The following is a 19,215-nucleotide window of genomic DNA, read 5'->3' as shown; positions in this document are numbered from 1 at the left end:
GCCCGGCGAACATATGCGGTCACAGCACTAGGTACGCAGGTTGCGGCATGGCGCCGCCTGAGCAGTTCGCGATGCCCGTGCAAGATGGTCTCGGGGCGGACCAGCAGCAGAAGGTGCCGCGGTCTGTCTTTGGGGAGGTGGTGGAGCAGGCCGGCGAGGATGGCATGGTCGCTGTCGGTGAAGCTCGGCTTGCCGACCTGACGCTGTAGGACAAGCAGTTGGTGCCGGAGGACGAGGATCTCGATGTCCTTGTCTCGGTCGCTCATCGGCGGGAGGCGTAGGAACGCCGGGGCGTTGGTCGTGGCGAGGTAGGCCGGGCGCAGCAGCACGACAGATCATGATGCCGCCCCGGCCCTTTGCGGGTGAAGGCACTTGGGCGAATGTCGAGGAGAACCGAAGATCCGTGATCAGGCTCCCGACCTGCGTGGATGATGTATCGGCACCCGCAGTGTTCGGCAGCACCGTCACCGAGCACGAACGGCACTTGCTCACACTGCCGCTGTTTCACTCCTTCGGTTCCACCGTCCAGATGAACGCCGGCTTCTCGGTGGCCGCGACGCTCGTGCTGCTGCCGAGGTTCGACCCGCGGCAGGCTCTCGCGCTGCTGCAGAAGGAGGACATCACCTTCTTCGTTGGTGTCCCCACCATGTACTGGGGCCTGCTCGGCGCGCTCACCGACGACATCGACGTCGACTGCATCGCCCACGCCCTGCACATCGCCGTGTCCGGCGGGGCGAGCCTCCCGGTGGAGATCATCAAACAGTTCCAGGACCGCTTCCACGTGAAGATCCTCGAGGGCTACGGCCTGTCGGAAACCTCGCCGGTCACGACGTTCTCCGACCTCGGGCGAGCTGCCCGCCCGGGTTCGATCGGGACACCCGTCTGGGGCGTCGAGGTCAAACTGATCGGCGAGGACGGGAACACGATCGACGGGCACGGCGAGGACAAGGTCGGCGAGATCGCCATCCGCGGCCACAACGTCATGAAGGGCTACCACAACCGTCCGGAACCCACCGCCGAAGCCATGAAGGACGGCTGGTTCCGCACCGGGGACCTGGCCCGCCGTGACGGGGACGGTCATTACTACATCGTCGACCGGGTCAAGGACATGATCATCCGCAGCGGCTTCAACGTCTACCCGCGGGAGATCGAGGAGGTCCTCATGACCCACCCCGATGTCTCGCTCGCGGCCGTGATCGGCGGACGAACTCGTCTCGTGGTGCAAGTAGCGGATGGCGGCCTACAAGTACCCGCGCATCGTGGAGTTCGTCGATCATCTGCCGATGACCGCGACCGGCAAGATCCTCAAGCGTGAGCTGCACTGATCAAGCAGGAGCGGTGCCCCGGGACGATCCAGCTCGCTTCGCGTTCGGCTGCTCGCGTTATCGCGCGTACAGCTGGCTCGACGGCACGATCTCCTGCTCTTGGGCCGGGCTCGACCACAGCAGTTTCATGTGTGCCTCGCCGGTCCGCTCCGCGTACTCGATCTTGATCGCGTGCCGGTGACCCGAGGTCAGCGCCACCTGCGCCGTGTCGACCTTCGGCTCGTGCGGCGTCCAGGAGTCGATGACCAGCTTGCCGTCGATCCACACCCGGGCCATGTCGTCGGAGACGGTCGTCAGCGTGTACGTCTCCGTGCGGCGCGGCTCGATGGTGCCGGACCAGCGGACGCCGAACGTGTCCGCCGGGATGGCCGGGTCCGGCGAACCGCCGAATTTCCAGGAGTGGTTGACGGTGGGATCGATGCGGGTGATCTTCGGCTTACCGCTGAGGTCGGCATTGTCGAAGATCTGCTCCGTGAGTCCCTTGCCCCGACCGCCGGGGGTGGTCGGGCCCGGGTCGACGGTCAGCGCGATGACGGTGGCGATGTCGTTTGTGGTGGTGTTGCTCGGTGCGAGGTCGTAGCCGTCGCCGGCCTTGGTGACGGTGACCTTCTGGTCGCTGCCGAGGACCCGCGCCGCGGTGACCGTGAAGTCGGTACGGGACGTCAGATGCAGTGGCCGACCGGCCGCCGGCCACTGGGTGACCGCCGCGTACAGCGTGTTGCCCTTGCGGCTCACCGAGCCCCAGTCGGGTTCCTCGACGAGCCCGCCGTAGCCCGCCCCGTACACCGCGTCGCCCTGCCCGTTGGTACGCAGCCAGTCGCCCATCTGCTTCAGGCGGTCCAGTGACGCCTGGGGGATGCGGCCGCGCGCGTCCGGGCCGACGTTGAGGAGGTAGTTGCCACTGCGGGAGGCGGTGGCGAGCAGGTTACGGGTGAGGGCGGTGCCCGACTTCCAGTTCTGGTCGTAACGGGCGTAACCCCAGTGGTCGTTGAGGGTCATGCACGACTCCCAGAGCTGGCCGTCTACGGGGGTGGCCGGGATCTCCTGCTCGGGTGTGCCGTAGTCCCCGTCGACCACACGGCGCTTGCCGGCGCGGTTGTTGATGACGAGGCCGGGCTTGAGGCCGCGCAGATAGGACTCCAGGCGCTCGCCGTCGCGTGCCGTCCAGGGATTGTGCGGATTCTCGGTGTCCCATTCGCCGTCGAACCACAACAGCGCCGGGTCGTAATGGTCGATGAGCTCCTTGAGCTGCGCGTACATGCGCTTCTCGTACCGCGGGAAGGTGGCGGGGTCCGCGAAATCGGGATCGTGCCAGTCCCAGATCGAGTAGTAGAAACCCAGCTTGATGCCCGCGTCGTCGGCGGCCTTCTTCAGCTCGGCCATGATGTCGCGGTTCTTGTCGAACGCCGAATGGTCCCGCAGATTCCAGGAGTTGACCTTGGTCGGCCACATCGCGTAGCCCTCGTGGTGCTTGGACGTGATGACGATGTAGCGCATTCCGGCGTCCTTGGCAGCCTTGACGACGGCCTTGGCGTCGAAGTCGGCCGGATTGAAGTTGGCCGCCTGCCTCTCGTACGCGTCCGTCGGGATGTCGCACTCGCGCTTGATCCACTCGGCATTGCGGCACGTCGTGCCATCGGGCCGGGTGTATTCGCCCTCCATGTTGGAGTAGGCGCCGAAGTGGATGAACATGCCGAAGCGGTCCTGGCGGAACCAACTGGTGCGGTCGGCGGTGAAGGGATCGTCGGTGGCGTAGTCGGTGCCGGGGCCCGCCGGGCGTGGGGACGTGCTTCGTGGAGATGCCGCAGAGGCGGCGGGCAGCGCGGTGGTGGCGAGGGCAGCGGTGAGGAGCAGGGTCAGTGCCGTGACTCTCCGCCTGGTACGGCTGACGGGGGTGCGCATGGGGCGGCTCCTGAACTCGTCGGGTCGCTGGGGACCGTAGAGACGAATACATCGGACGTCAACAGAGCTAACCAGTCATAACCGAAGGGAATCTTCGCTCACATCGAATAATCAATCCGATGTTTCCTGACGGGCCGCCCGGAAGATCCGCACGCACACCATCCCGTGCTGGAGAGAGCCTCAGTTGAAGACTTCGAGTGAGTACAAGGAGTACCCGTATCCCGTCCCGCGAGTGATGCCGTGCATGCGGACGTGGCGGGCGGTGGTCGCCGGGAACGTGAGGGTGTCGCTCCCGGCCGTCTCCCGTCCGCGGCGTTCGGCGACGGTCCGCCAGTTCGTACCGTCGCTGGAGACCTGGATGTCGTAGTCCTTTCCGTACGCCACTTCCCAGTCCAGGCGGACGGAGCCGACCCGCTGCTGCGATCCGAGGTCCACGCTGAGCCACTGGTCGTCGCTGTAGGCGCTGGACCAGCGGGTGAAGTCATCGCCGTCGACGGCGTGGGAAGCGGGGAAGGCCGGGGTCTCCGTCGAGGATGCTGTCACCGGGCGGCCGTACGCCAGGTCGCCCGGGGTCTGTCCGGACCCCAGGTTACCCGGTGCCCGGTCCCTTGCCGACCGCGGCCACTCTGCTCTGGAAGGCAGCGTAGTCGGCGCCTGCCGCGCTGCCCGACCACATCTTCTGGGCGAGGGCGTCGAAGCTCTTGTTGATCAGGTCGTGGACCTGGAGTTCGGTGTAGTCCTCGCGGACCAGGTCGTTCCAGACGGCCGGCATCGCCCCGAGCAGGTTCGGGTCCTGGACCGCGAGGTCCTGCCCTCCGCCGAAGACGTTCGGCGCCCAATTGGTGAAAATCTCCCGGCCGTCGAGGCCCTGTCCGTGGTAGTAGGAGGCGAAGGGGACGACGTAGAGCCAGTTGTCGTTCGAGTTGATGACCTTGTAGCCGTCGGCGATCGCGGCCTTGGGCGAGTACCAGCCGTTGTTCCAGCTGTTGATCGCCATGCCCTTGTCGTAGCCGGCGCCGCCTCCGGACATCGCGGAGAAGCTGCCCCAGCCGTTGACGCTCTTGCCGAGGGAGCGCACATACGGGGCCATGGTGTTGACGTACATCTTGAACTGGTCGGCCAGGCTCGTGGGGTACTCGTCGATGCCGATGTGGACGATGGGGCCCCTGAACCAGGGAACGAACTCGGCGAACACGCTCTTCATGAAGGTGGTGGTTCCGTGCTTGCTCAGGTCCAGGTGGTCGGAGTTGCCGTTGTCGAGGCCGAGTTCGGGTTTGAACTCGATGAAGGACCGCGAGTGGGCCGGCGAGTCGATCTCCGGGACGATGGTGACGCCGTTAGCGGCTGCGGTGTCCTCGAAGGAATCCCAGTCCTGCCGGGTGTATCCCTGCTCCTCCCCGAGACCGGCGAACTCGGGGTTGGTGCTCTTGAGGCGGAACGCCGAGATCGACTTGGACCAGTCGCCGTCGGGTGGCTTGATCTCGTTGTCGTTCAGGTGGAGTTGCAGCGTGTTGAGCTTCAGCCAGAGCAGGTAGGACCTGATGAACTCGGGTGTGAAGTAGCGTCGGCCGATGTCCAGCATGAACCCGCGTACCGCGTAGTTCGGGTAGTCGACGGCCGTGCCCACGGGCAGGCTCGTGCGATCCAGTGAGCCGAGTACGGCCTGGAGAAGTGTGCGGGTGCCGTAGTAGAGCCCCTTGTCGCCGCCACCGATGATGTCGACGGATCCATCGGTGGTCTTCAGTCGGTACGCCTCGGGGCGCAGCGCCGGTTTGGCGGCACCGAAGTCGCCATCGCGGTCGAGGCGCAGAAAGATGTCACCGGCGGCTGGGCTACCTGTGGTCACCGACGGGTGTAGCGCAGTCAACTCATCGAAATCAGCCGAGAGCTGGGACGCCAGCTCTCTCATGTCCGCTGAGGAGTCGGGGGATACGACGATGCGGCTCTTCGGTGTCAAGGACAGGCGGCCACTGCCGCCATCCCACTGCTGAAGGGCAGGGACCACTCCTGGTGGGGCGGTGTTCACGGCTGCTGACGCCTGAGGCGCGTACCGCAGTGAAAGAAGGGGGCGAGGAGGAGGGTCGCCAGGGCGACCGCTCCCGCGACAGAACGTCTTGGATTCATGCTGGCTTCCGAGAAGTGGCAAGGCGGAGCCCGTCCGTGAATGAAGGGGGGCGCTCCGCACCGCCGGCTGTGGGGGCAGATGGGAACTCTGCGTCGCGTGGCCCTCACGATCCTCGCGGTTCCCCAGGAGGTCAAGAGGTGTAGACCACTTACCCAGAGGTATCAATTGGTCTATACCGCTGCGCCGTTGGTGTGGGCCGAAGGCTCTTGAGTCCATGGGGCCCGCGCAGCGAAATGGGGCGCGTAACGAGTGGGTAACGCGGTGGGACGGTCGGGTGCTGCGGCGTTCCTCCGAAGTGAGACACGTGCGGGTTGATCGTGCGGGGCGTGCCGCGCGGTCGGCCCGCTCAGGCCCACCCGGAGAGATCCGTCGGCTCCAAGGAAGACCGACCATGCGCGTGCCCAGGCGAGTCCCGTCCGTAGCTGCCTCTGTCCGTGCCGTGGGTGTCCGTATGTGTCTGAAGAGTGTCTTTATTGCCGTACGGTTGCTTGACCTGGGGCTTTGCGATAGTCTAAGTATGGGCATGATCAGTGATTGTGGGTCTGCGATTGCTCTACCTGATCTTCTGCCAGCTGCTGGGCTGCCTCCTTCTGCTGGGCCGATCGACCGCCACGAACAGCGCAGAGATCCTCGCGCTTCGCCATGAGGTCGTCGTGCTTCGCCGGCAGATCAAGCGGCCAAAGCTCTCATGGGCCGATCGTGCCATGCTCTCCGCTCTCGCCCGCCAGTTGCCATCCGCCTTGCGCCGTCATCGGCTGGTCACCCCGGGTACGCTGCTGACCTGGCACCGCCGTCTGGTGCGCTGGAAATGGCGCCGGACCCCAACCAGTCCCGGCCGGCCATCGCTGGCGGAGGAGATTGCGGCGCTCATCCGGCGCTTGGCGCGAGAGAACCCCACCTGGGGATACGTCAGGATCCAAGGCGAACTCCGACGGCTGGGTCATCGGATTGCCGCCGCCACCGTCCGGCGCGTCCTGCGCCGCTCCGGTCTACCGCCCGCGCGGCAGCGCGCCTCCCAGCAGACCTGGCGCTCCTTCCTGCGCTCCCAGGCTCACACGTTGCTCGCCTATCACCCAACTCGCCCGCAATCTGCTCATGGACCTGGGCGACAGAGCCGGGTACTTCCGGTTCCTCGTCCGTGACCGGGACAGCAAGTTCACCGCCGCGTTCGACGCCGTCTTCGCCGGTAACGGTACAGCCGTCATCCCGACTCCGCCGCAAGGCCCACGGTCCAACGCGTTCGCCGAACGATGGATACGCACAGCCCGCGCAGAGTGCACCGACCGGTTCCTCATCTCCTCCGGCGAACGCCACCTGCGCACGGTCCTCACCACGTACGCGGAGCACTACAAAGCGGGACGGGCCCACCACAGCCTCGGCCTCCGAGCACCCGACGACGACCCGAATGTCATTCTCCTGCCTGCTGCCGCGGTCAGGCGCCGCCAGGTACGTGGCGGACTGCTCAACGAGTACCACGCCATGTCACCCCGGCTGCCTCATCATCCACCGGAAACGCCCAGCTCATCAGCCTAGTCCTCGCGGGCTACGAGCGGCACTATAACGAGCACCGGCCCCACCAAGCCCGCAATCAGCTACCAACCGACGCCCATAAAGACCCCGCCGCGGCTCACGCCCTCAGCACCAGCAAAGTCCTGTGCACCCGGATCCTCGGCGGCCTCATCAACGAGTACAGATGTGCGGCATGACGTGCAGCGGTGCGTACTTCCCCCTCGCGAGCAGCACCCCCCCACCGGAGCCGGGGAACCTGGCACCCACCCGGCGCGACAGCCGGGCCTCCAACCTGCCCGTGGCCAGGCCGGACAGCCGAAACGGCCCGCCGGGCAATCCGGCGGGCCGTCACGAAAGATCGAGGTCAACGGCCAGGCCAAAGGAGCGAAATCAACGGTGTTGACGCTGGACCCGCTCCGAGCAGCCGCGATGGGTTTCCGAACGACACACACGGAAACCGTCTTCTTGCTGGAACAAAAGTAGCCTTGTACAAGCCCTATCATCCCAGTTCAGAAGGAGTTTTCGCTTTCTGATGAAGATCTGGACACTGTGGCAGGTGAGTCAGGCCGTTGCGGCGTCGCGCTCGACGAGCTGAAACTGAATCCCCTCCGAGGTGTCGGGCCGGGAAAAAGCATTGAGGTTGCCGTCGATCGCCACGGGCTGAGGAGCGACGAATTCGACGCCGAGGCCACGAAGCGTCTGCATGATCTCGGTGATGCTGTCGTCGACCTCGACTGCGATGTGCTCGATGCGAGCCTTGTCGCCGACGCGGTCGCCGAGACGGCGTCGACGGGCCTCGCTGGTGGTGGGTTCGATGAGCTCGATACGAGCCCCGTCACCCACCCGGTAGAACGCGGCTTTTACATTGCGGTCGGGCAGCTCGCGTTCGAACTCGAGGTTGAGACCGAGGCTTTCAAGGAATTTCTTCGCGCGGAGCAGGTCGTGGACCACGACACCGATATGGTCAATGCGCTTGAGCATGAGCGTATGGGTCCCTTCAGGAGGTCTGCGAAGCGATGGGGTTCGGGGCGGCCTGAGCGCGGTGCAGTTGGGTAGCCGTCAGAATCAGAATGACCACCAGGAAGAGCCAGCCGACCGTGTAGCCGGTGGCGCCGACGAGCGCGCCGAACAACGGTGGCATGGTGGCGGCGATGACCTGATTCAGGGTGATCGCGAAGCTGATGGTGGAGGCGACCGCATGCTGAGGGGCGATGTCGGTGATCTGTACGAGGTAGAGCGGGTACCAGCCGACGCTGAGCAGGCCCAGCAGCGTGCAGAGCGTGTAAGCGAGCACGCGAGGCGAGCCGGGGGTCAACGTGCTGAGCGCGGTGATCGGGATCGTGGAGAAGGCGAGAAGCCACTTCAGCGAGCGCATCCGCATGCCGGGCCAGAAACGGTCACTGATCCAGGCGAGACCGATCCGGCCGGCGATCCCGGCAGCCTGGGCCACCGAGTACATGAAGCCGGCCGTGACAATCGGGATGCGTAGGTGATCGTTGAGGAAGATCAAGATCTGCACGGAGAACACGTACTGGAACGCGGCCAAGGCGAGTCCGGCGATGAGAAGCGAGCGGACAGCCCTGTCGCGCACGAGGCCGAGGATCAAGCGGCGCAGGTTCACCGGCGTCTTTCGCGCACTCGTCGTGGCGTCACCCGTCTGGCGGTAGAAGGTGGCGAAGACCACGCCCCCGAGGATGCCGGCCGCTCCCTGGACGATCATGGCTGCGGTCCAGCTGCGGTGCAGGGCGACGGCGGGCAGGATCGCCCCGGCGATGGAGGCGCCGATGGGCAGACCGGCTTGGCGTATACCGGTGGCCATACCTCGTAGGCCGGGTTCGAACCATCGGGTGATGGCTCGCTGCCCGCCAGGCAGAATAGATCCGTAGAAGGCGCCCATCACCAGGATGCACAGCAGCAGCACAGGGTAATTGCGACCCGCAGCCGCGGCGATGAACGCCGCGACGCCCATGGCGATCATTGTAAGAGAGACGACCCAGCGCTCTCCGTAGCGGTCGATGGCCCGCCCGATGATCAGCATCGAGGCGATCGGCCCGGCCTGGATCGCCGTGGCTGCGAGAGCGGCGGTGGCCGCGGACAGGTGGTAGGTGTTCTTCCAGAACGGCAGCAGGACACTGACGCCGGAGTAGACGATCGAGCCGGAAGTCAGCGCGGTAACGGCGACGGCGAGCACGACCCACTTGTACGAGCCCGCTGAGTGGGCAGCCCGCTCGGCGGGCGCCACCTCGCCGGCCTCTTGCGCGGTCACGCGCCGGGCTCCGATTGCCTGGAGGCCAGGTTCCCCAGCTCGGCCAACAGCGGGATGTTCATCAGGTTCAGCAGGACGAGGTTCTGGCTCGTAGGGTTGTCGAAGTGGTGCAGCGACCAGGCCGGGACGAGCAGAAGGTCCCCGGGGCTCAGATCGGTTGTCTCGCTGGTGTCGTGGAAGGTGACAGTGCCGGTGCCGGCTTGCACGACGAACAGGTGATACCAGGTATGCGCGTGCGGGGTGGTGTTCTTCCCAGCGGGGATGACCTGGTAGGCGACGGCGACATCACGGATGATTTCGGCGCTGCCGTTCGGCAGAGACAGGGCGAGCGTGCCGCGTTCGGGGTGCTCTGTGTCGCTGAGCCGGCCGGAGATGTCCGCCCACCGCCACACCACCGGCTCGGGCAGCAGGGTGTCGTAGCGCTTTTTGAAGTCAGGGTAGGGAAACTGACTGCCGCTGCCGATCGGCACGGGAATCATCCTCCTCGAGGAACGTGAGTTGCTGCCACATGTCGCACACGGCGGCGTTCGCCTCGTCCGTGAATCGCGACTTCTGCCCGTCCCTGGGCAGGTAGTACGTGTAGTACCGCGGCCCTTCGACGGGGTATCCGACAGCCCATACACCTGTGAGTGGCGTCCCGGCCTCGGCGACGACGCGGCCGCTGGGCGTAATGTCCACACCGCCCGGCTCGTAGGAGCCGTTGCGATAGGGACGGATCAAACCGCGTGCCAGCAGGCGGGCGGTCAGCGGGGAACTGTCCGTCTCGGGGTGGAACAAGTCCAGGCGCGCCGCCACTAAGGCGTCGGCGTATCGGACGGTAGGGCCGTCGGTGAAATGGGTTTCAACGGTGAACCGGGCCGTCTCAGGGTCGGGGACGATACGGCAGCCCGGTCCTCCGGCCAGATCGACCACACCAGCGTTCATCAGGGCGAGAAGTTCGTAGTTACGGCGGCGGGGTGGCCCGAACGAGATCCTGTTCATGAGCGGCACCCATCGGGTGTTGAACACCCGATGCGAATCCGGTGTCAGGCCGGAGAATTCGACGGCCTCGCGCAGGCTGGCGCGGATGTCCCGGATGGCGTCGGTGGCAGCTTTGACAGGGCTCGTCCGGTTGCCTTTCTCGGCGTGCTCCAGGTCCTCGGTGACGAACGCCGTGAAGAAGGCGCGGAAGGCGTCCAGATCCCTGAAGCTCTTGCCGGCCAGCGGGTCGACGATGGCGTCGACGGCGGCCTGATCGGCCGCTGTGAATTCGTACTGGCTGGGTCGGATATGACCTTGCTCCAGCGTGGAGCGGTAAACGTAGCCCATTTCCCGACGTAGTAGCGGCACGGCTTCCGTCTCGAAGTCGATCTGCGCGCTGCCACGCTTCCGCCTCGCGTGCTCACGCAATCTGCGTATGGCCTCGAGGGTTAAGAAGTGCGGCTGGTAGGCGCCGGCGAGGCCCTTCTGGTTGATGCCGCGTGCGGCGGCGGGCAGGCACTGACGGGAGAACAACAGGACGCTCGGCTCACGCCCGCACGGTATGTAGCGCATGTCGTGGCCGTCGCCCTCGAAACGTCCGCCCCTGCCGATGGTGAGGTGAGCGATGACGTCGTGGGCGGTCAGCCCGAAACCCTGCACGGCCACCGTGGCCCCGGGAGCGATGCGCCCAAGCTTGTCGACCGGGTAGCAGTCCGCCAGGTAGGCGAGGCGGTCATTGCGGCCTTGGTGTTCGCTGACGAAATTCTCGAACCGGATGTCCTCGCCGGTGGGGGTGCGTCGGGAGTGCCCGGTGGCGAGGAACAGGAAATCGGAGGGAATCTCGTAGCCGTTCTCGGTCCGCACCACGTACCTGCCGGACGGGGAGAGCTCCTCCACGTCGATGGCGCGAGCCCGGTGGTGCACCACTCGCACGCTCGTGGGCAGCGAGCTGAGGGTGTGGTCGGACACGAAGGAGAGATACTCACCGAGCAAGCTGCGCGGCAGGTAGTCGTGTGGCCCGATCGGCTCCCCGCCTGCCTCGCCCGTGCGGTAGTAGCCACCTGCGAAGCGGCGGTAGCCAACCTGCTGGGCCCAATCGGTGAACGACGGGCCGCCACCGCCGGGGAACATGGTGAGCTGGCTGGCGAGCGTGTTGGTGAGCAGATGGTCGGGCTGCCGGTTGGAGTGTGCTCCTTGCCCGGTGTCGCCGGGGTCGACAAGGTGGACGTTCAGCTCAACGCCCTCGGGGAGCTGGTGGGCTCGCTGGGCGATGTGCTGGAGGATGCCGAGGCCGCGTGGCCCCAGCCCGACGATCGTGACCTGAACAGCCCTCAAGAGATCACCCGCTCGCGCAGTTCCAGCGCCGCCGGGTCGGTGTACGGGGCTATGGGTTCCTCGTGCAACCGCACCCAGCGGGGGTCGTCCTCTACCTGGGGGAAGCGGGTGGCGACCTGAGGATCATGACCGGGGATGATGTGGTCGACGCCGTCCGCCAGATCTTCGACGGTCTCGTACGCCTCGACCATGGAGGCGAGGTGGTCGAGGATCGGGAACGGGGCCCGGCGACGGATGTTTGCCCACAGGTGCGACGAATCGCTCGCCAACACGACCCAGCCGCGCTTCGTGTGAACGCGTACTACGTGAAGGCCGGGGGTATGTCCAGGGGCCGGGTGCACCTCGACGCCGGGCACGATCGTAGCCGGACCCCGGTGCAGGGTGAGGCGCTCGTCGAACAGCAGCCGAATCGCCGCGTTCACATCTTCCGCCTCGAAGGGGCGGCGGGGTGCGGCTTGGCGCATGGCGCGGCTGGTGCAGAACGCGAGTTCCGGCTCTTGGAGATGAACGCGAGCCGTGGGGAAGGCGGCGAGGTGACCGGCATGGTCCCAGTGCATGTGCGTGATCAGCAGATGCGACACGTCGGTGGGATCCATGCCGAGACCGGCCAGGGCCTCGACGGGGTGGTGAAGTTGCTCGCGGCCACGCCGCGCACCCGTGTGCGCGGTAAACCCGGTATCGACGACGATCACCTGGTCCTGACCTCGGATGACCCAGATGTAGAAGTCGAAGCCGGCCGGGGTGTCGGTGGCGCAGGGGTCGTCGGCGAACAGGAAGTTCTCCCGCGCGAGTCGCCCCGTCTGAGTCCCGAACCTGAGCGCGAGAAGTTCGTGGGTTGGCGGCCGGTTCATGCGCCCACCACCGTCAGTTCGCGAGCCTCGGGCGCCGGGAGTGGCAGTTCGTCCTCGAAGAAGAACTTCTCCGCCCCGAACGCCGGGACGAGCTGGTCGAACCAGGTCGCGTCCGGATCGTACGCGGCGTAGAACGGCCGACGCGCCCAGTCCGCATGACGTCCCTGAAGGAGCTGAAGGGCGAACACCTTCTCGCCGCGGATGGTGGGGGTGCCGTCGATGAGAACCTTGCCCGGAAACGCGCTCATCGACGGGCCGCGCACGGTGCGGGCGAGGCCGGAGACCCTCTGGTATGCGTCGCGGAAGATCTCGTACGCCCTCACCAGGGGAATCTCGAAGTAGGAGCGGGCGCCGGTATCGCGTTCGACGAACATGTAGTACGGGATGGCGCCCAGCCGCACCCCGGTCGTCCACAGCTCCCGCCACGCCTCGGCGTTGTCGTTGATGTGCCTCAGCATCGGCGACTGGAGGCGCATGTTCGCACCTGTGGCGGTGATCCGCTTCAGGGCGGTCTGTGCGATGTCAGGGCGCAGCTCGGCGGGGTGGTTGTAGTGGCCCATGATCGCCAGGTGCTTACCAGCGGTGACGACTCGCTCGAACAGCCGGATGAGTTCGTCGGCATCCCGGTCGGTGACGAACCTTTGGGGCCAATAGGCGACCGATTTGGTGCCGATCCGGATGTTCTGGATGTGTTCGAACTCCGGTGTCAGGAGTGGTTCGATATAGCGGGCGAGAGTGTTTGTCCGCATGATCAGCGGGTCGCCGCCGGTGATCAGGACGTCGGTGACCTCCCGGTGGCGAGCGAGGTAGGCGGTCAGGCCCTGGGCATCCCTGGCGGCGAAGGTGAGTTCGCCGTCGCCGACGAACTGCGGCCAGCGGAAGCAGAACGTGCAGTAGGCATGGCAGGTCTGCCCGTGTTGAGGGAATAACAGTACTGTCTGGGAGTATTTGTGCTGCATCCCTGACATTTCCTTGCCGTCCAACTCAGGTACGTTGTGGGTTTGCTGGCCGGCCGGGTGGGGGTTCATCTGCTGGCGGAGCTTCGCCGCGTGAAGGGCGATCTGCCCCTTGTCGCCAGCGGCGATGACATCCCGCAGGGTGGCGTAGTCGGTGTCGTCCAGCATGGCCCGGTGGGGGAAGTTCAGCCGGAAGATGGGATCGTCCGGGATGTTGTCCCAGTTGATGAGTTCGTCGAGCACGTACTGATTGGTGCGGAACGGAAGAACCTGGGAGACCACAGTGACGGCCTCGCGGATTTCCCCAGGCACCCGCCCCCATTGCGGGGCGCGTTGAATTGTTTTTTCATTGTAGGGCGTGAACTTGCCGACACTCAATTCGAGTCCCTTTCCCTGTCCGAAACCGAGCGGTGTGGGCGAGCATCAATCCGAACTCTCCCCCCCCCGGCCGAGATCATCCTCCGCGGTTCCGGAAGCGTGCGCTGCTTGAGGGTTCACCACGTCGGGAGCAGTGGCGGCAACTCAGGTCACAGCTACTGCCGCACATGCCATGCCGACGATTGCTATTGCGGTTTTATGCACGACCATCCTCAGGTCGCACTTATGGGCGAAGTTGGTCACCAGGCATACCGTCCGGCGCACCACGATCCTGCTTGAACAATGAGACACCTGTCGCGGTCGCGGGTGATCGTGCGTGCGACTGGCGTAAGCCCGCCATGGGGCAAAAGGAGTAATTCGGTACCAACCGGTCCACCGTCCTCAACGTACATACAACAAGGCCGGGCGTGGCCCGGCCTTGTTGCGCTCGTTGTCGAATGTGATCGCTGGTTCAGCGGTAAGTGGGGCCGATGCGGATCACGGTGCCGTTCGGATCGCTGCGATAGGGGGAGTGGCCCTGGCCGGCGCGACGCGATGCCGGCCCCGGTGGCCAGGCGCACCATGGCGCGGGAGCTGCCGTCGAGGACGCCGAGAGTGAGGAGGTAGCCGCCATTCGGCCGTGTTCCACGTGGCGAGCCGGTGCCATCGAGTCGCTCGCCGAAGATGCGAAAGGCATTGCGACCTGGTCGACGCTGACAGGCAACTACCGTGCGAATCGCCGAATTTACTGTTGGGCGCGCTTCTCGTGGAGGATGCCGAGATCGCGTAGCAGGTAGCCGGCGTGGAGCCGGTTGTGGGCCCCGATACGGCGCAGAACTGCGGCCAGGTGGCGCTGGAAGGTGCGTAGGGAGATGCCGAGACGCTTGGCGACAACCTTGTCGTCGTAGCCCTCGACGAGCAGTTCCACGATCGCCGTCTTCATCTCCTCCGAGCTGAACAGCATCTGTTCCCGCTCATAGGCGAGCGGGAATGGCAGGGCTTTGTCCCAAGCCCGCTCGAAGGCGCCGATCAGGAAGTGGATGACGCTCAGGTCACGTATGAGCAAGGCTCCTTTGGGGTTTCCAACCAGCTCGACGAGGGCGACTTCGCGGTCGAAGACGATGAGCTGCATGAACACTTGTGTAACAACGCGGACTTCGGCGCCGTGCTCGACAAGCAGCGAGACCTGGTCGACAGTGGGCTGATGAAACTGCGCCGCGTACGGATAGAGCGTACGCGTGCGTACACCACGCTCAAGCACGCCTATGGCACGGTCCGTTGCCTCCTTGAGGACGGGTTCGGGGCGAGGGCCGCCAGGTGGAGAGACGAGGATCTCCCTGGTAGCGCGGGCCGAGAGTTCGGACACGGTCAGGCGGACGGCATCCACATTGTCGAGACGGTGCAATGAGTGTTCCCTTACGTCTTTCATGACGCTTTTCTCGTAGACGGGAAGCAGATCCACCAGTTGCGCGCTCACTTCGTTGATCGTCATCTGCCGTTCGCGCAGTTCCCGGATCGCCGGCAAAAGAAGTTGGGTGAAGGCGGTGGCTGGCGCCACGGGTACGAGGCGAACGGGGTCTCCGGGCTTGCCGGTGAGCACCTTGAGCTGGAGCAGCCTGTCGATCGCCTGTCCGGCCTCATCGGGCGAAGCGTCCGCAAGTTGCAAGAGTTCGTTGCGGGAGACGCTTTCCCGGGCTGCCGCGAGGGCATACAGGGCGACCATCAGACGACTGTCAGCGTTGGTGGTTTTGTCGGCTTCCAGGTTTGTGGGGCACGCGGACATGACTATGTTCCCCTTTCGGGAATTGAAGACCGTCCTAATAAGCCAACAAGATCACCAACAGCCACTAACGGCGCAAGAGCGCGAAACCGTCACTTACAAAACGGGCTCATCGCATTTGAGGGTGTAGGTGGGGTCTGAATCCTCCGGCTTCGAGAATGCTTCTCGCGATGTAGTGCGTCAGGATCCGGAAGCCCAACGCTGAGCCGCGGAGGTGCTCGAGGCGGCCATTGATCGCCTCCGTCGGTTAGGTTCGGGCAGTGGGTGGAGCGGTGCGGCGCTTGCGAGAGTGCGGTGGGGCCCGTGCTCGTTGTGGAACGCCTCGTACTCACGCAGCGCGCGGAGGAGGTGGGTCTGGTTCCAGATGAGGGTGCGGTCGAGGAGCTCAGCTCGGCAGGACCGGACCCAACGCTCCATGATCGCGTTCATCCGTTCAGGTGCGGGGCCGATGCCGTGCTCCTTGAGGATGTTCCACACGGTGCTGGCGGCGACCTTGATGCCGAGGGAGGTGAGTTCGCCGTGAATCTCTGCCTCCTTGTCGCGGTCACACTTCGGTAGGAGCCGTACCAGGGTGAGCATGCTCGTCAAGGTCAGGTAGAGCAGTCGCAGCAGCACTCCACGATGCTGGTGGGGGGAGGCTAGGTCGGCAACGGGGGCCTCTACGGTCACGGTTGACCGGCGGAGACAACAAGCGCCTGCGCAAGGCCACCGAGCTGCTCCGCCGAATCACCTGGCTGCTGGCCACCGACACATCTTGTCTCGGTCGCTCATCGGCAGGAGGCATAGGAAAGGGCGTTGGTCGTGGCGAGGTAGGCCAGGCGCAGCAGCACGACTGATCATGATGTCGCCCCGGCCCTTTGCGGGTGAAGGCACTTGGGCGAATGTCGAGGAGAACCGAGGATCCGTGATCAGGCTCCCGACCTGCGTGGATGATGTATCGGCACCCGCAGACCCACGCTCGCCACGTCCTCGATGTCTACGCCCGGCACTACAACGGCCATCGCCCCCATCAGGCTCGAGGGCAGCGGAGCGGAGATTTCGAGATCAGCCGTATCACCGAGTGGCACGGCTCTTTCGCGCCGGTCAGCGTGCAGACCTGGGTGCTGCGTGGACAGGGGCGCACAATCCTGGTGGACACCGGGCTGGGCAACGACAAGCCGCGCGTCCACGGTCTGCTGGCCAACCGCGACGGCGACTTCCTGCACCGGCTCGCCGCGATTGGCGTGCAGCCCGAAGACGTGGACACAGTTGTCAACACCCATCTGCACACCGACCACGTCGGGTGGAACACTCGGCTGGAGAACGGCGAGTGGGCACCGACATTCCCCAACGCTCAGTACCTGATGCACAAGGCCGACTTCGACTACTGGAACCCCGCTAACAACATCCCCCGCAAGTCGGACTTCGGCGACCCCGCCGACAGCAGGGCGGGCTTCGACGACAGTGTGCTGCCCGTTCACCGAGCCGGTCAGGCCCTGCTGTGGGAAGGCGACGAGCACTCCATCGCCGCCGGCCTGTCCCTCCAGCTGGCTCCTGGACACACCCCCGGTTCCACGGTGCTCAAGCTGCACTCCGGCACGGACCGCGCTTTCTTCGTCGGAGACCTCATCCACACGCCCTTGCAGTTCCTCACCCCGGCCACGACACCTGCCTGAGCGAAGACCAGCAGCAGGCGGCCAGGAGTCGCCGCCGCATGCTGGAAGAGGCCGCAGACACCAACGCCCTCATCATCCCGGCCCATCTGGGCGGCGCCGGAGGGGCCGAAGTCGTCCGGAAGGGAGAAACCTTCACCATCAAGCAGTGGGCACCCCTGACCGCGCCGGCAGCGAATCCCGGTCGCCCGGTCCGCCTCACCTGACGCACCACAATCAATCGTCATCCGGTGAACGAGACGATGGGTACCGATTTATCCGGAGCCGGGTTCCACATCGTGCTGAGCGGATCGTGCCGACTGCTGACACCCGACGGTTCACAGCGAACCATCAGTAACGGCGACGTGGTACTCACCCCGCACGGCGCACAGCACGCCCTGGAAAGTCTCGGCCACGCCGACGCAGAGGCCGACAGCCCCACTTCCCTGCTGTGCGGGGCCTATCAGCTCGATCAGACACACCCCCATCCGCGAGTCCTGCCCGAGGCAAGGATGGCGAGTCCTTCGGCGGCGTGGTCGAGTCGAGGACCTGGGCGACGCTGACCCGCATGGAGCCTTCCGCGCCCTTCGTCGCGACCGGCGTGGTGACCTCGCGGGTGGCGTGTGCCATCACCTTACGGCCGGTGAGGCCGACAGCGGCGAGGGTGTCCTCGTCAGGTCCCGTGGTGGTGGAGGAGACCCCGCTGGCCTCCTTGACCTCGCCCAAGGGGATCTGCTCGAGGGAGTCTCCAGCGAGGTTGACCAGGGTGTCGACGCCGTCGGCGTAGTAGGCGACGACGCCCTGGTCGGTGACCGATCCGGCGTTGTCGGCGATGATTTTCGGAGCTCCGAGTTCGCGGAGCCGCTCGAAGTCGGCAGCGGTATCGGTGGCCACGACCTCGACCTGCTGAGCGGCGGGGAGTTGTCGCACCACATAGGACCTGACCCTGCCGGACGTGCCGTTGACCAGGACCTCGCTGCCAGCGTCGGCGGCGTCGCCGAGGCTGTCGACGTACTCGTGCGGAACCATGCCGGACTTGGCACCGGCGGCGAGGATGTTGTCGAAGGTGCTTGCCGCGCTCAGCTGCGTGTGCCGACTCTGCACCGTCTACTGTGGAGTAGCAGTGGCGCCTTCGGCCGTGGGGCGTAAGACGAAGTCGTAGGTGAGGGTGCGGTAAGGTCGGTCGAATCCGCGAGCGTGATGGTCGTCATGGCGGGTAGTGGTCTTGACCGCGTCGGCGGGGATGGCGCCTTCGATGGTGCTGGCGACCAGTGGGTCGCCGTCGAAGTAGATCTGGGTGGTCAGTGGCAGGCATCCGTCGGCGGAGACGATCGCGTGGATGTGCAGCGGGCGCAGGCCTTGAAGCTGCAACGCTCGGGTCAGTGTGGCGAGTGGGCTGTCCGTGGCCAGGCCGAAGGTTTCGGTGCCGGGCATCACCGTGCGGAACTCGTAGCGGCCGTCGGCGTCAGCGATGATCCTGGCGCGGAGGTTGTCGGCGGGGATGCCGGTGGAGTCGTTGGGGATATTCAGCGGCTCGAAGTCGCTGGTGTCCATGCCGGAATAGACGTTGTTGGCGTCGATCTGCCAGATCTCCAGGGCGGCTCCGGGCAGCGGGTCGCCTGTGGTGGTGCGTACGGTCCCGGACACGATGAGGGGTTCTCCGGGTTCGTCGGGGCGCATGGGCAGGACGGCGGGGCTGTGCAGGACGGGGGCTCCGGGGCGGTGGGCGGGGCCCTCCATCTCCCAGTGACTCGCGCCGTCCTTCTCCGGATGGGCGTAGGTCGCGCCCGCGGTTCCTTTGAGGACGGTCTTGTAGAACAGGATGCTCGCGGATGGCAGTTCGCCGGCGTCGGCGACCTGCTGCAGCCATCCGATCGTGGCAAACAGCTCCTCGATGGTGATCTGGTGTTTGAGGATGACGTCGTCGACGGCGCGGCGCAGATCAGTGAACACGACCTGCAGTCGGCTTTCGGACCCGCTCATGTGCGTTGGCTCCTTTTCGGCGCAGGGACAGTGGGGATCGGATGGACGCGGTGACGCGTCAGGAAATCAAGTGCGGCGGCGTTCCACTACGACGGGGCTTCCCAGAACGCCGTGTGACCGACCTCGCCCAGCACGCGGAATTCCGTGCTGGGCAGGTGCCGGGCGAGGTATCGCATGAGGGCCTGCGGTGTCAGCAGGCCGGCGGTACCGACGAGCAACAGGATGGGCGTGGTGA

The 19,215-nt window shown here is 65.6% G+C and carries 17 protein-coding genes and 3 pseudogenes; 6 read left to right on the top strand and 14 right to left on the bottom strand.

All coding sequences use genetic code 11. The annotated features are described in order from the left end of the window. Positions 1-329, bottom strand: a pseudogene (locus IEJ02_RS25355) (integrase); the annotation flags it as partial. A gap of 74 nt (positions 330-403) precedes the next feature. Here IEJ02_RS25355 and IEJ02_RS25350 point away from each other — a divergent pair. Further along, complete coding sequence (locus IEJ02_RS25350; RefSeq protein ID WP_317985920.1) at positions 404-1,315, top strand: AMP-binding protein; 912 nt, start codon at positions 404-406, stop codon at positions 1,313-1,315. A 67-nt stretch (positions 1,316-1,382) separates the two neighbouring features. Here the strand turns inward: IEJ02_RS25350 and IEJ02_RS25345 are convergent, their stop codons facing one another. The 3 genes from IEJ02_RS25345 to IEJ02_RS25335 form a co-directional block, all read right to left on the bottom strand. After that, the gene (locus tag IEJ02_RS25345; protein WP_191066976.1) at positions 1,383-3,227 is read right to left on the bottom strand and encodes an alpha-L-fucosidase; all 1,845 of its coding nucleotides are present in this window, start codon (positions 3,225-3,227) and stop codon (positions 1,383-1,385) included. Positions 3,228-3,407: 180 nt separating this feature from the next. Beyond that, on the bottom strand, positions 3,408-3,770 hold the full coding sequence (locus IEJ02_RS25340) for a discoidin domain-containing protein (RefSeq protein ID WP_191066975.1): 363 nt from the start codon (positions 3,768-3,770) through the stop codon (positions 3,408-3,410). 46 nt (positions 3,771-3,816) lie between these two features. Further along, entirely contained in the window at positions 3,817-5,568 is a 1,752-nt protein-coding gene (locus IEJ02_RS25335) for a beta-N-acetylhexosaminidase (protein ID WP_223864376.1), read from the bottom strand. Positions 5,569-6,056: 488 nt separating this feature from the next. Between IEJ02_RS25335 and IEJ02_RS25330 the strand changes: the two genes are divergently transcribed. Together IEJ02_RS25330 and IEJ02_RS25325 are read left to right on the top strand one after the other, a co-directional pair. After that, a complete protein-coding gene (locus tag IEJ02_RS25330) occupies positions 6,057-6,494 on the top strand; it encodes an IS3 family transposase (RefSeq protein WP_223864402.1) in 438 nt (145 codons plus the stop codon). After that, positions 6,448-6,885, top strand: coding sequence for an integrase core domain-containing protein (locus tag IEJ02_RS25325; protein ID WP_191066972.1), 438 nt, complete (start codon positions 6,448-6,450; stop codon positions 6,883-6,885). The genes IEJ02_RS25330 and IEJ02_RS25325 overlap by 47 nt, the downstream gene beginning before the upstream one ends. A 537-nt stretch (positions 6,886-7,422) precedes the next feature. On the opposite strand, the gene IEJ02_RS25320 is transcribed toward IEJ02_RS25325, so the two are convergent. From IEJ02_RS25320 to IEJ02_RS51415, 9 genes and pseudogenes are all read right to left on the bottom strand, one after another. Continuing rightward, complete coding sequence (locus IEJ02_RS25320; protein WP_191066971.1) at positions 7,423-7,842, bottom strand: VOC family protein; 420 nt, start codon at positions 7,840-7,842, stop codon at positions 7,423-7,425. A 16-nt stretch (positions 7,843-7,858) separates the two neighbouring features. Further along, positions 7,859-9,127: an MFS transporter gene (locus IEJ02_RS25315; protein WP_191066970.1), complete on the bottom strand. Its 1,269-nt coding sequence runs from the start codon at positions 9,125-9,127 to the stop codon at positions 7,859-7,861. Further along, the gene (locus IEJ02_RS25310) at positions 9,124-9,597 is read right to left on the bottom strand and encodes a cupin domain-containing protein (protein ID WP_191066969.1); all 474 of its coding nucleotides are present in this window, start codon (positions 9,595-9,597) and stop codon (positions 9,124-9,126) included. The genes IEJ02_RS25315 and IEJ02_RS25310 overlap by 4 nt, the downstream gene beginning before the upstream one ends. After that, positions 9,560-11,422 (bottom strand): FAD/NAD(P)-binding protein, encoded by a 1,863-nt coding sequence (locus IEJ02_RS25305; protein WP_191066968.1) that lies wholly within the window; start codon positions 11,420-11,422, stop codon positions 9,560-9,562. Before IEJ02_RS25305 ends, IEJ02_RS25310 begins: the two co-directional genes overlap by 38 nt. Next, positions 11,419-12,273: an N-acyl homoserine lactonase family protein gene (locus tag IEJ02_RS25300; RefSeq protein ID WP_191066967.1), complete on the bottom strand. Its 855-nt coding sequence runs from the start codon at positions 12,271-12,273 to the stop codon at positions 11,419-11,421. The genes IEJ02_RS25305 and IEJ02_RS25300 overlap by 4 nt, the downstream gene beginning before the upstream one ends. Then, positions 12,270-13,607, bottom strand: a complete 1,338-nt coding sequence (locus IEJ02_RS25295) for a KamA family radical SAM protein (protein WP_191066966.1) — start codon at positions 13,605-13,607, stop codon at positions 12,270-12,272. Before IEJ02_RS25295 ends, IEJ02_RS25300 begins: the two co-directional genes overlap by 4 nt. Positions 13,608-14,331: 724 nt before the next feature. Further along, on the bottom strand, positions 14,332-15,369 hold the full coding sequence (locus tag IEJ02_RS25290; RefSeq protein WP_191066965.1) for a LuxR C-terminal-related transcriptional regulator: 1,038 nt from the start codon (positions 15,367-15,369) through the stop codon (positions 14,332-14,334). Between the two features lie 106 nt (positions 15,370-15,475). Then, positions 15,476-15,613: pseudogene (locus IEJ02_RS25285) on the bottom strand (ISL3 family transposase); the annotation flags it as partial. A gap of 2 nt (positions 15,614-15,615) precedes the next feature. Next, positions 15,616-15,891: pseudogene (locus IEJ02_RS51415) on the bottom strand (hypothetical protein); the annotation flags it as partial. Between the two features lie 404 nt (positions 15,892-16,295). Here IEJ02_RS51415 and IEJ02_RS25275 point away from each other — a divergent pair. From IEJ02_RS25275 to IEJ02_RS50825, 3 genes are read left to right on the top strand one after another with little or no spacing between them, the layout of a single operon-like run. Continuing rightward, complete coding sequence (locus IEJ02_RS25275) at positions 16,296-17,021, top strand: MBL fold metallo-hydrolase (protein ID WP_317985919.1); 726 nt, start codon at positions 16,296-16,298, stop codon at positions 17,019-17,021. Positions 17,022-17,059: 38 nt separating this feature from the next. Beyond that, positions 17,060-17,224 carry a hypothetical protein gene (locus IEJ02_RS50455; RefSeq protein WP_317985918.1) on the top strand — a complete coding sequence of 55 codons (165 nt, stop codon included), beginning with the start codon at positions 17,060-17,062 and terminating at the stop codon, positions 17,222-17,224. Positions 17,225-17,260: 36 nt separating this feature from the next. Then, entirely contained in the window at positions 17,261-17,560 is a 300-nt protein-coding gene (locus IEJ02_RS50825; RefSeq protein WP_223864400.1) for a cupin domain-containing protein, read from the top strand. A 544-nt stretch (positions 17,561-18,104) separates the two neighbouring features. Here the strand turns inward: IEJ02_RS50825 and IEJ02_RS25265 are convergent. After that, positions 18,105-18,980 carry a dioxygenase family protein gene (locus IEJ02_RS25265; protein WP_223864374.1) on the bottom strand — a complete coding sequence of 292 codons (876 nt, stop codon included), beginning with the start codon at positions 18,978-18,980 and terminating at the stop codon, positions 18,105-18,107. Positions 18,981-19,215: the final 235 nt, after the last annotated feature.

Origin of the sequence: Streptomyces sp. 5-10, assembly GCF_014712245.1 — a bacterium.
In the GTDB taxonomy this organism is placed as follows: domain Bacteria; phylum Actinomycetota; class Actinomycetes; order Streptomycetales; family Streptomycetaceae; genus Streptomyces; species Streptomyces violaceusniger.
This window is presented reverse-complemented; position numbering and strand designations above follow the sequence as displayed.

What these genes read in the sequence shown, in the direction of transcription:
- IEJ02_RS25275 (WP_317985919.1), top strand. Translation starts at nt 16,296, where the DNA reads ATGATGTATCGGCACCCGCAGACCCACGCTCGCCACGTCCTCGATGTC.
- IEJ02_RS25265 (WP_223864374.1), bottom strand. Translation starts at nt 18,980, where the DNA reads ATGAGCGGGTCCGAAAGCCGACTGCAGGTCGTGTTCACTGATCTGCGC.
- IEJ02_RS25335 (WP_223864376.1), bottom strand. Translation starts at nt 5,568, where the DNA reads ATGGACTCAAGAGCCTTCGGCCCACACCAACGGCGCAGCGGTATAGAC.
- IEJ02_RS25330 (WP_223864402.1), top strand. Translation starts at nt 6,057, where the DNA reads ATGCTCTCCGCTCTCGCCCGCCAGTTGCCATCCGCCTTGCGCCGTCAT.
- IEJ02_RS25325 (WP_191066972.1), top strand. Translation starts at nt 6,448, where the DNA reads ATGGACCTGGGCGACAGAGCCGGGTACTTCCGGTTCCTCGTCCGTGAC.
- IEJ02_RS25300 (WP_191066967.1), bottom strand. Translation starts at nt 12,273, where the DNA reads ATGAACCGGCCGCCAACCCACGAACTTCTCGCGCTCAGGTTCGGGACT.
- IEJ02_RS25290 (WP_191066965.1), bottom strand. Translation starts at nt 15,369, where the DNA reads ATGTCCGCGTGCCCCACAAACCTGGAAGCCGACAAAACCACCAACGCT.
- IEJ02_RS25345 (WP_191066976.1), bottom strand. Translation starts at nt 3,227, where the DNA reads ATGCGCACCCCCGTCAGCCGTACCAGGCGGAGAGTCACGGCACTGACC.
- IEJ02_RS25320 (WP_191066971.1), bottom strand. Translation starts at nt 7,842, where the DNA reads ATGCTCAAGCGCATTGACCATATCGGTGTCGTGGTCCACGACCTGCTC.
- IEJ02_RS50825 (WP_223864400.1), top strand. Translation starts at nt 17,261, where the DNA reads ATGGGTACCGATTTATCCGGAGCCGGGTTCCACATCGTGCTGAGCGGA.
- IEJ02_RS50455 (WP_317985918.1), top strand. Translation starts at nt 17,060, where the DNA reads ATGCTGGAAGAGGCCGCAGACACCAACGCCCTCATCATCCCGGCCCAT.